We start from the raw sequence: 10022 nt of genomic DNA on the forward strand, positions 1-10022 counted from the left end.
CTCATGCCACCTCCTCGCCTTGCGGCTCGGAGTCGCATGAGCGAATCGCGCTGTGTCTATTGATTCGCTCGCTTCGCTCGCTCATGACCCCACCCGCTCTCCCGCGGGCGCGCCGATGCGGTCGTCCCAGTGGGAATCCGGGACGAGGCGCAGGCCCGCCCGGTGGGGGCGGACGTGCGGACCCGCGATCGCGGCCGGCGGGTCGGCGGCTCGCACCGCGTTGATGTGGTCCTCGTCCACCCGGATGCCCAGGCCCGGCTCGTCGCCGAGGACGATCCCGCCGTCCTCGAACTCCTGGTCGACCTGGAGTCCGATGGGCGCCGACAGGTCCTGGACCTCGAAGGCCAGGTGGTTGGGCACCGCCGTGGCGGCGTGCGCGACCGGGTTGGTGTGGTAGGCCACCGGGCTCACGGGCAGGTCCCGGCTGTGCGCCACCGCGGCCACCCGCAGGAAGTGCGTGATGCCCCACACGTTGCCCACCTGGACGATGTCGACGGCGTCGGCGTCCAGGAGCGGCCGGTACTGATCGAGGCCGGTGAGGTTCTCTCCGGTCGCCACGCCGGCGCGGATGCCCCGCCGGACCGCGGCGAGCCCGGCCGCGTCCCATCTCCGCACAGGCTCCTCGACCCAGGTGAGGTCCACCGACCGCTCCAGGGCCGCGATGTAGCGCACAGCCTGCGACCGGTTCCACGACTCGTTGGCGTCGAACATGAGGGCGGGGTCGGCCGAGTTGCGCCCGAGGACCTCCCGCAGCGCCTTCAGCCGGCGCAGATCGTGATCGAGGCTCCGGCCGCCCTTGAGCTTGGCGGCGCTGAAACCCCGGTCCGCGAAGCGCTCGTAGAGGCGTACGAGGGCGTCGTCGTCGAGTGCGATGTCCAGCCCGGAGGCGTAGCCCGGAACGAACCGGTCACGTCCGCCGAGAGTGCGCCAGAGCGGCTCGCCTGCGGCCTTCGCCTTGAGGTCCCAGAGCGCCATGTCGATCGCACCGATGGCGCCGAACGTCGCGCCGGAGTGGCCCGTCTTGAAGACCCGGTCGAGCATCCGGTCGTAGAGCGCGGAGACGGCCCGCGGATCCTCGCCCTCGACGGCGCCGAAGACGCGGTCGATGTCGCCGTGCGCTCCGAGCCCGACACCCTCGACGCCGCTGTCGGTCTCGAGGATCAGCACGTGCACGTCCGTGCGCGGCTCGGGCATGACGCCGTTGGCGTCGCCGATCACTCGGCCCCAGTCGTGCGCAGTGGTCAGGCTGCGATAGCCAGTGACCTTCACGATTGCTCCTTTGTGACAGGAATTCGACTCACTCCTTGGTGCCCCCGGCCGTCATGCCCGCGACCAGGAAGCGCTGTGCGAAAAGGAAGACGATCAGCACCGGCAGCACCGAGATGACGGTCGCGAGCGCGAGTGTGGGCAGCTGCACGGACAAAGTGCCGGCAGAGCTCGGGTTGAACGCCGGGGTGGAGGCGAGCAGGGAGGTCAGGCCGACCTGGACCGGATACCCCTCGCTCGAGGGCAGCATCACGAAGGGCAGGAAGAAGTTGTTCCAGCTCTGCACGAAGCTGAAGAACGCCACCAGCGCGACGACCGGCGCCGCCAGCGGCAGCGCGACCCGGGTGAACACCTGAAGCTCGCCGCATCCGTCGAGGCGCGCCGCCGCGAGCAGGTCGCGCGGGACGCTGGTCGAGAAGTAGATGTACGTGAGGTACACCCCGAACGGGAAGAACGACATCGGGAGGATCACCGAGAGCGGGCTGCCGATCAGGCCCACCACGTTCAGCTCGAGGAAGATCGGCAGGACCAGCGCGGTGTTCGGGATCAGCATGACGATCAGCGTCAGCACCAGGAGTGGCCGCCGCAGCCGGAACTCCGTCAGGGCCATCGCGTACCCCGCCGGAATGCTCGCGATGAGCGTGATGACGAGCGCGCCCAGGGCGTACAGCGCCGAGTTGCCCACCCACGCGGTGACCGCGCCGTCCTGGAAGCCGAACAACTGGTTCCAGTTGGCGGCCAGGTTGTCGATGCTCCCGGGCAGGAACGGGTTGTCGACGATGAGCCCGTGCGCCGACTTCGTCGTCGCCAGCAGCAGCCAGACGATCGGGATGACGAAGAACAGCACGAAGATCGCGACCACGACCGCGACGATCGTCCGGCCGCTCCAGCCGCTGACGCTTTTCCGTCGCGCCATCGCGCGGCCGGCGTCCACTGTCGTCATGAGCTCAGCCCCTCTCGAACAGGCCGCCGCGCGTCACGAAGACGGCCGACAGCGCGAGGGCGACGACGAGCAGCAGCAGGGAGATGGCCGCCGCTCCGTTGAAATCGTTCTGCTGGAACGCGTACTGGTACGCGAGCTGGTTCAGCGAGTAGTCGTTGGGCACGATCGCGTTGCTCGCCTGCGAGAGCAGTTGCGGCTCGACGAACAGCTGCGTGCCTGCGGCGAGCGACATGATGCCCATGTACGAGATCCACTTGCGCAGCATCGGCAGCTGGATGTGCCAGGCGATCTGCACCGTGCCGGCGCCGTCGATGCGCGCGGCCTCGATCACGTCGGCGCTGATGTTGTTGAGCGCGCCGTACATGATGACGATCCAGCCGCCCGCGCCGGTCCAGAACGCGATGACGGCGAAGACCGGGGGCAGGTTCGCCGGCACGATGACCTGCACGAAGCTGGAGAAACCCATCAGACGCAGCAGGCCGGCGACCGGGCTGGCGGTCGGGTCGAGCACGAACAGCCACAGCAGCACGCTCGACGCGCCCGCGAGGGCGCCCGGCAGGTAGAAGACGAACCGGAGCGTCCGGCTGAGCCAGCGCACGCGGACCGCGTGGACCACGATGGCCAGGAAGGAGACCAGTACCACCAGGGCCACCAGCCAGATCACCAGGTAGAGCGCGACGTGCCCGACGGCGGGCAGGAAGCGGAAGTCGCTCATGACCTTGGTGAAGTTGGCGACGCCCGCGAAGCCGCCGTCGCCGTCGGTGAACGCGAGGTAGAGGGAGTAGAGGGCCGGAAGGATGCCGAACGCGACCGTCAGCACCGCGTAGAGAGCGATGAAGGCGTAGCTCATCGCGCTCCGCTCGCCGCCGTCGCTCCGGCCGGCCGGCCGCCCGGGCGGGATCACCGCAGACCGGGCGGCCTCATCCGTAACCGTCATGTCACTTGACCGTGTAGCCGTTGACCTGGGCCTGGTTCTTGATCGCGGTCCCCCACTCGGGAAGGAGATCGACCAGGTTCTTGCCGCCGGCGATCGCAGGGGTGATCGTCTTGGCCCAGATCGCCTCCTGACTGAAGACGCCGGAGCCCCACCCGGTCCAGATCTGCGACCCGGCCTTGATCAGCGCCTGGAGGTCGGTGGCGTAGTAGCCGCTCGACTCCTGCTTCTTGACCCACTTCTCCGCGGCCGACGCGTAGGCCGGGTATCCGGGAGCCACGTTCACCTGGTAGTCGTCGGCCGTCGTGACGAACTCGACGAACTTCTCGGCCGCCTTGAGGTTCTTCGAGTGGCTGCTGACGAACCAGGTGCCGCCACCGACGTTGCCCGTCGCGGGGCTGTCACCCTGCCAGGCCAGCGGTGCCGCGACGCCGAGCTGGCCCGCGGGGACGTTGAGCGACTGCGGGTTGTTGAAGATGGCGCCCGCGTACCAGGCCGGGCCCGGCATCAGGAGCACCTTGCCGGTGTACTTCTTCACGAACTCCGGAGTGAAGACGCTCAGGTTGGGGACGGTGCCGTTCTTGATCAGAACGTCGAGCATCGACGCGACGCGCTTGCACTCCGTGCTCTCGGTGTCGACCGTGACCGACGTGGGACCGGTGATGCCGTTCGCCTGGCACTTGCCGCTCCAGAAGTAGATCTCCGGGGCGAAGGAGTCTCCGGCGGCGCCGACGATGTAGCCGGGGTGCTCCTTGGCCGCCTTCTCGCCGAGCGCCTGGTACTCCTCCCAGGTGGTGGGGAGGCTGTAGCCGAACTTGTCGAGCAGGTCCTTGTTGTACCAGAGCGCCACCTGCGCCAGGTCGTTGCGGAGGCAGTAGACCTTGCCCTCGACCGTGCACGGCGCCAGCGAACCCTGCGTGAAGCCGTCGAGCGTGCTCTTCGGAACAAGCCCGCTGTTGAGCACGGCCGCGAACGCCTGCTTGCCGTTGCTCTTCTGGCTCGCCCACGCCGCGTCGTTGTTCTGCGTCGAGAACACCACATCGGGCCAGCCGCTGCCCGCCCGGTCGAACAGCTGCACCTTCGTCCGGAACGAGTTCGAGCCGTTCGCGGAGCCGTCATACGTGACGACGTTGACCTTCACGTCGGGGTTGGCCTTCTTGAAGGCGTCGGCCGCGCCTGAGCGGTCGGCGTCCACCCACACCGTGATCGCGGCCTTGTCGTCCTGCGTCACCTGCGGAAAGCCGTAGGAGCCGACCGAAGAACCGCCACTGCCGCCGCAGCCGGCCAGCGTGAGGGCGATGGCGACAGCACCCACCCCGCCCATCAAGCGCATCCGCCGCTCGGTACATCCGACATGCCTGTTAAGTACCATTTGGTGTCCTTTGTCCCTGTCCCCCACATTGACGACTCGCGCGGTGTGATGAAAATAGAGCATACGTATGACGTGTGCAAGCGGTCTCAACCACCGCAGAGAGTGAGGACACCCGATGAAGGGTGCTGCATACATGGGCGGGGGTCGCCTCGCGACCGTGCCCGTGGACGTCGCGCCGCCCGGTCCCGGCGAGATCCAGGTCGCCGTCGCCTACTGCGGGCTGTGCGGAACCGACCTCCACATCGTGCACGGCGACATGGACGCCAGGGTGCGGACGCCGCTCGTGTTCGGCCATGAGACGTCGGGCACGGTGGCGGCGATCGGCGCGGGAGTGGAGGGCTGGAGGGTCGGCGACCCCCTGACCGTCATGCCGCTGGTGTGGGACGGCACCTGCTCCGCCTGCCTCGCCGGTCACCAGCACATCTGCCAGAACCTCGTCTTCGTCGGCATCGACTCCCCCGGAGGTCTGCAGCAACGGTGGAACGTCCCGGCCTCGATCGCCGTGCCGCTCCCCCAGGGTCTCGACCTGCGTACGGCGGCGCTGGTCGAGCCTGTCGCCGTCGCGGTACACGACGTGCGGCGCTCCGGCCTCCAGGTCGGCGACCACGCCGTCGTGCTCGGGGGCGGCCCCATCGGGGTGCTCATCGCCGTCGTGGCGCGGAACGCGGGCGCCCATGTCATGGTCGCCGAGGTCGACGCCTCACGCAGGAGCCGCGTCGCCGAGCTCGGCATCGAGGTGATCGACCCCTCCTCCGCCGACATGGTCGCCGAGGTCGAGCGCTGGACGGACGGCGTCGGCGCCGATGTGGTGTTCGAGGTGTCGGGAGCCGCGGCCGCGGCCCGCTCCGCCACCGCGCTGGCGAAGGTGCGCGGGACGATCGTCGTGGTGGCCATCCACTCCGCCCCTCGCGAGCTGGACCTGCAGCGCGTGTTCTGGCGCGAGCTCCGGCTGCTGGGCGCCCGGGTGTACCAGCGGTCGGACTTCGAGCGCGCCGTCGACCTGCTCGGCAGGGGGCTGATCCCCGCGGAGGCCCTCATCTCCGGCGTCGTCCCGATCGAGGAGATCGCCTCCGCGTTCGACGACCTCTCGGCGGGCCGGGCCATGAAGATCCTGGTGGACGTCGCAGGGGAGGCCCGGGCATGAGCGAGCGTAGCGAGCGAATCAATGGACACAGCGCGATTCGCTCATGCGACTCCGAGCCGCAAGGCGAGGAGGTGGCATGAGCGAGCGTAGCGAGCGAATCGACAGACACGGCGGCCTGTTCGACCTCCACGGCCGTCTCGCCGTCGTCACCGGCGCCCGCCGGGGCATCGGCCGCGCCATGGCGGAGGCCCTCGCCGCCGCCGGTGCGGACATCATCGGTGTGAGCGCTCAGTCGCGGGCCGACGACGAGATCGCGGAGTCGATCCGCGGGCTCGGCCGGTCCTTCGAGAGCCGGGCGGTCGACTTCGCGGATCGCGACGCCGTCCTGGCGCTGGGCGCCGAACTCGCGGAACGGGCCCCCGACATCCTCGTCAACAACGCGGGCACGATCGAACGGGCCCCCGCTGCGGAGCATCCGCTCTCGTGGTGGGATCGGGTGATCGAGATCGACCTGTCGAGCCAGTTCGCCCTCACGCAGCTGGTCGCACGTCCGATGCTGGAGCGCGGCAGCGGCAAGATCGTGTTCACGGCGAGCATGCTGAGTTTCCAGGGCGGGATCAACGTGCCCGGCTACACCGCCGCGAAGTCGGGGATCGCCGGCCTCACCCGCGCTCTCGCCAACGAGTGGGCCGGGCGGGGCGTGAACGTCAACGCCATCGCGCCCGGTTACATCGCGACCGACAACACGGCGGCGCTCCGCGACGACCCCGAACGGTCGCGGTCGATCCTGGAGCGGATTCCGGCCGGACGCTGGGGCCGCGGCGACGACATCGCGGGAGCGACGGTCTTCCTCAGCTCGGCGGCGTCCGACTACGTCTGCGGCGCGGTCATCCCGGTGGACGGCGGGTGGCTGGCGAGGTAGCGCGTGACCACGACGTGAGAGGCGGGGAAGCCGTCCGGCTTCCCCGCCTCATCGTCGTCCTGCGGCTACTGCGAGACCCCCGGGAAGGTCCGCAGGTGCGGCTCGATGCCCGCCTGCTCGATCACCCGCTGGGCGTCCTCGGGCCAGGCCGTGCCCGACACCTGGACGTTGTCGATCAGCTGGTTGTTGTGCTCGGTCGTGTTCGGCGTCTGGGTGACGCCGGAGTTGTACCAGTTGTGCTGGAGCACGTTGTCGCTGGTGTTGTTGATCGTCCCGTAGGAGTTCGTGAACACCCACACTCCGCAGTCCTGAACCACGTTGTTCTTCATCGTCACGTAGCGCGATCCCTCGTCCAGGTAGAGACCCACCGTGCGCCTGGTGTCGTAGATGTAGTTGCCGCTGAACACGGCGCCGGGGTTGGCCGACAGGTTGTACAGGCTCCCGCCGTCGTGGAAGACCTTCTTCACACCGTGGATCAGGTTGCCGGTCACCTCGGTGTTCCTGAGCGTCGTCGGCGTGGTGTAGATCGGCTGGAAGTCGTACAGGCCCCGGTTCTTGTAGTCCTGGCTGCCGCCCACGTCGTTGGCGCCCCAGCCCCAGCCGGTGTCGATCCCGTCGTAGGCGAGGTTCGAGACCTCGTTGTGCGTGATCACGGCGTGGTCCACGTAGGTGGATAGGATGCCCGACATCTCCTTGTAGTCCTTCGCGACGTCGGTCACGAAGTTGTTGTCGATCGTGATGTCGCGCAGGGTCATCGCCGGGTTGCTCGGGTGGTGGGCGTCCGGCTGCACGCCGCCCACGACGACCCCCGCGCCACCGAGGTCGGTGAACAGGTTGTGGTGGACCGTCGTCTCGGTGACCCCGAGCCCGATCCCGGCTCCGTTGGCGTTGGCGTCCAGGCCGATGCCGAGGCCCACCTGCCCGAGGTGGGCGAAGGTGTCGTCCGTGAACTTCACGCGGGTGGCCGCGGCCACCTGGACCGCCGCCGGCATCTGGTTCCAGCCGTTGCGCGCGCCCTCGAACAGTTTGCAGCCCGACTGGCAGCTGGTGAGGTAGTCGGCCGGCTGCGGGACGGTCTTCGCGATGAAGGCGCCGTTCTGCTGGTCCGCGTAGCCGATCGACGAGCCGGGAGACAGCCAGGTCGAGTGCGAGAACTGGATGCCCGAGAAGGTCAGGTCGTGCACCGGTTCCGTGTAGCTCCCCGCGATCTGCACGAGCGACTCGAGGTAGGGCAGCACGAACGACGCGCCGTTCGGGTCCTCACCGGCGGCGGCACGGTAGTACAGCTTGCCGGCGGAGGGGTCGAGGTACCACTGCCCCTCCTGCAGGAACGCGTAGGAGTTCTCGAGCAGCAGCTGACCGCCCGCGAACGGCCGTGCCAGGGTGTCGTATCCCCAGTTGTTGTTCTGCCACGCGGGCTGCTGCATGGTTATCGTCGTGCCGCTGATGCTCTTCACGGGGGCGTACCGATCGGTGAAGGAGCCCTGGCTCTCGACCTCGATGCGGCTCTGGTCCGGCAGCGTCGCGAGGTAGTTCAGCGTGGCATTCTTGATCTCCATGCCGGATTCGGTGATCGTCACATCGCTGCGAGCGATCTTGATCGCCGCGCGCGGCACCGCCGCGTCGTTCTTGTAGAGCTGGCGGCTGTCCTGCCCCTTGGGCACCGAGGCGACGAAGATGTTCTTTCCGGCGTCGTACGACGTCCAGCCGGTCACGGCTCCGCCGCCCGAGATGATCGGGTGCGCCCCCTTAGCGGCGGTCCAGGTCACCGGCTTGGCGGTGGTGCCCGAGTCCTCCGTGGTGAAACGCAGCGGCTTGTCGAGCCGGTAGGTCCCGTCCCTCAGCTCGACCGTCACGGCGCTGCCCGCGCGCGCCGAGGCGCGTGCCATCGCCTGCGCCGCCGGCAGCGTGCGCAGCGGCTTGCCCGGCGTGCCCTGATTGTGATCGTCGCCGTTCGGCGAGACGACGATCGTGGTCCGGCCCGGATGCGGCGGCACGGCGAGCGCCGGCGTGGCGCCGGCCACGACGACCCCGGTCGCCACGAGGGAGATGCTTCCCACGAGGGATGCCAAATGGCCTTGTCTCACTTGTCTCTGGCTCCCTTGGTGCATGTGACGTAACACATAATAGGTATGATGAAAGCGGCGTAGCGGGCGTGAGTCAAGAGGGGTGATTTCCCGGGCATGAGTGAGCAATGGAGCGAAGGCCCTGCGAGCAGCCGTCGCGTCGAGGTCTCCACGCTGGGTGAGGCCATGCTGCGGCTGTCGCCCCCGTCGGGCGAGCGGCTGCGCGACTGCGGCCAGTTGCGCGTGCACGTCGGCGGTGCCGAGGCGAACGTCGCCGTCGCCCTGGCATCGGTCGGCGTGTCCGCGCGCTGGACGTCGGCGCTGCCCGACACGGTCCTCGGGCGCCGGGTCGCAGACTCTCTGGCGAGCGCCGGCGTCGTCCTCGACACCGTGCGGTGGACGGCCGGCGAGCGCCTCGGGCTCTACTTCGCCGAGATCGGCTCCCCGCCGCGCCCGACGAGCGTCCTCTACGACCGGGCCGGCACCGCGTTCGGCTCCCTTCAGGCCGACCATCTCGACTGGGCTGCCGTGTGCGAGGCGCGGATCATCCACCTGACCGGCATCACCGCCGCTCTGGCGCCGGGGTCGGACGCGCTCGTGCTGCGAACGGCGCGGGAGGGGCGCAGGCGTGGCGCTCTGGTCGTCTACGACGTCAACTATCGAGCGGCGCTGTCCTCGCCGGAGAAGGCCGCCTCGTTCACCGCCGAGGTGGCATCCGACATCGACGTGTTGATCTGCCGGGCCGAGGACGCGCGCGATCTCTTCGGCCTGGCCGGCGATCCCCCGGCGCTGGCGGACGATCCGGCGAAGAGGTTGGGAGTCGGCCGCGTCGTGGTGACGGCCGGGGCCGGCGGCGCCGTCGCACGGTGGGACGGCGAGTCCTTCGCCGCCCCCGCGCTGCCCACCGTCGCAGTCGATCGGATCGGCGCCGGGGACGCCTTCGCGGCAGGCGTGCTGTGGGGCGTGATCGACGGTTCCCCCGAGGATGCGCTCCGCCGGGGGACGGCGATGGCCTCCCTGGCCATGAGCGTGCAGGGAGACCAGTGCCGCTTCAGCGCTGAGGAGGTGCTGGAGCTTGCCCGGGGCGCCGGGCGGGAGGTCCGCCGGTGAACCGGCTCACGCTCGGGTTGATTCTGGATGTCCTGACCGGCCGGATACCTCACTGACCTGCGCGGCGGCGCCTGCCGCCGCGCCCACTCATGCCGGGCATCTCGCCTGAACCGTTCAGATGTGTCGTACTGATCGCACGCCGTCGGACCCTCGCAAAGGGCCGTCTCGATCAGTCGTCATACTCTTGCAGGGAACGGCGAGGAGGAAGCACGGTGACCGACACCCAGCGTGAGGGCGGATACCGGCCGGGCTATGAGGTGGCGGCCGAGCAGGTGCTGGAGCTCATCGCCCGGCTGGGCCTGCGACCGGGCGACCGCATGCCGAC

Annotated in this window: 8 protein-coding genes; 3 read left to right on the forward strand and 5 right to left on the reverse strand. The window is 69.1% G+C overall.

The window, feature by feature from the left end:
• Nucleotides 1-81: 81 nt before the first annotated feature.
• Genes FH610_RS41525 through FH610_RS41540 form a run of 4 tightly spaced genes read right to left on the reverse strand, consistent with a single transcriptional unit; the run spans nt 82 to nt 4476 of the window.
• Nucleotides 82-1269, reverse strand: a complete 1188-nt coding sequence (locus tag FH610_RS41525) for a mandelate racemase/muconate lactonizing enzyme family protein (RefSeq protein WP_139580736.1) — start codon at nt 1267-1269, stop codon at nt 82-84.
• A gap of 28 nt (nt 1270-1297) precedes the next feature.
• A complete protein-coding gene (locus FH610_RS41530) occupies nt 1298-2209 on the reverse strand; it encodes a carbohydrate ABC transporter permease (protein WP_205826430.1) in 912 nt (303 codons plus the stop codon).
• A gap of 4 nt (nt 2210-2213) precedes the next feature.
• Nucleotides 2214-3146: a carbohydrate ABC transporter permease gene (locus tag FH610_RS41535; protein WP_139580737.1), complete on the reverse strand. Its 933-nt coding sequence runs from the start codon at nt 3144-3146 to the stop codon at nt 2214-2216.
• A gap of 1 nt (nt 3147) precedes the next feature.
• Nucleotides 3148-4476, reverse strand: a complete 1329-nt coding sequence (locus tag FH610_RS41540; protein WP_205826431.1) for an ABC transporter substrate-binding protein — start codon at nt 4474-4476, stop codon at nt 3148-3150.
• Nucleotides 4477-4630: 154 nt separating this feature from the next.
• On the opposite strand from FH610_RS41540, the gene FH610_RS41545 reads away from it, so the two are divergent.
• Nucleotides 4631-5659 (forward strand): zinc-dependent alcohol dehydrogenase, encoded by a 1029-nt coding sequence (locus FH610_RS41545; protein ID WP_139580739.1) that lies wholly within the window; start codon nt 4631-4633, stop codon nt 5657-5659.
• Nucleotides 5660-5735: 76 nt separating this feature from the next.
• Complete coding sequence (locus FH610_RS41550) at nt 5736-6521, forward strand: SDR family oxidoreductase (protein ID WP_139580740.1); 786 nt, start codon at nt 5736-5738, stop codon at nt 6519-6521.
• Nucleotides 6522-6586: 65 nt separating this feature from the next.
• On the opposite strand, the gene FH610_RS41555 is transcribed toward FH610_RS41550, so the two are convergent.
• Complete coding sequence (locus FH610_RS41555) at nt 6587-8563, reverse strand: right-handed parallel beta-helix repeat-containing protein (RefSeq protein ID WP_139580741.1); 1977 nt, start codon at nt 8561-8563, stop codon at nt 6587-6589.
• A 141-nt stretch (nt 8564-8704) separates the two neighbouring features.
• Between FH610_RS41555 and FH610_RS41560 the strand changes: the two genes are divergently transcribed.
• On the forward strand, nt 8705-9697 hold the full coding sequence (locus FH610_RS41560) for a sugar kinase (RefSeq protein WP_139580742.1): 993 nt from the start codon (nt 8705-8707) through the stop codon (nt 9695-9697).
• Nucleotides 9698-10022 lie beyond the last annotated feature (325 nt).

The sequence above is a fragment of the Microbispora catharanthi genome, assembly GCF_006334915.2.
Lineage (GTDB): Bacteria > Actinomycetota > Actinomycetes > Streptosporangiales > Streptosporangiaceae > Microbispora > Microbispora catharanthi.

Excerpts from the sequence above, each read along its gene's own strand:
- FH610_RS41560 (WP_139580742.1), top strand. The coding sequence starts at position 8,705 with ATGAGTGAGCAATGGAGCGAAGGCCCTGCGAGCAGCCGTCGCGTCGAG.
- FH610_RS41530 (WP_205826430.1), bottom strand. The coding sequence starts at position 2,209 with ATGACGACAGTGGACGCCGGCCGCGCGATGGCGCGACGGAAAAGCGTC.
- FH610_RS41545 (WP_139580739.1), top strand. The coding sequence starts at position 4,631 with ATGAAGGGTGCTGCATACATGGGCGGGGGTCGCCTCGCGACCGTGCCC.
- FH610_RS41535 (WP_139580737.1), bottom strand. The coding sequence starts at position 3,146 with ATGACGGTTACGGATGAGGCCGCCCGGTCTGCGGTGATCCCGCCCGGG.
- FH610_RS41540 (WP_205826431.1), bottom strand. The coding sequence starts at position 4,476 with ATGCGCTTGATGGGCGGGGTGGGTGCTGTCGCCATCGCCCTCACGCTG.
- FH610_RS41550 (WP_139580740.1), top strand. The coding sequence starts at position 5,736 with ATGAGCGAGCGTAGCGAGCGAATCGACAGACACGGCGGCCTGTTCGAC.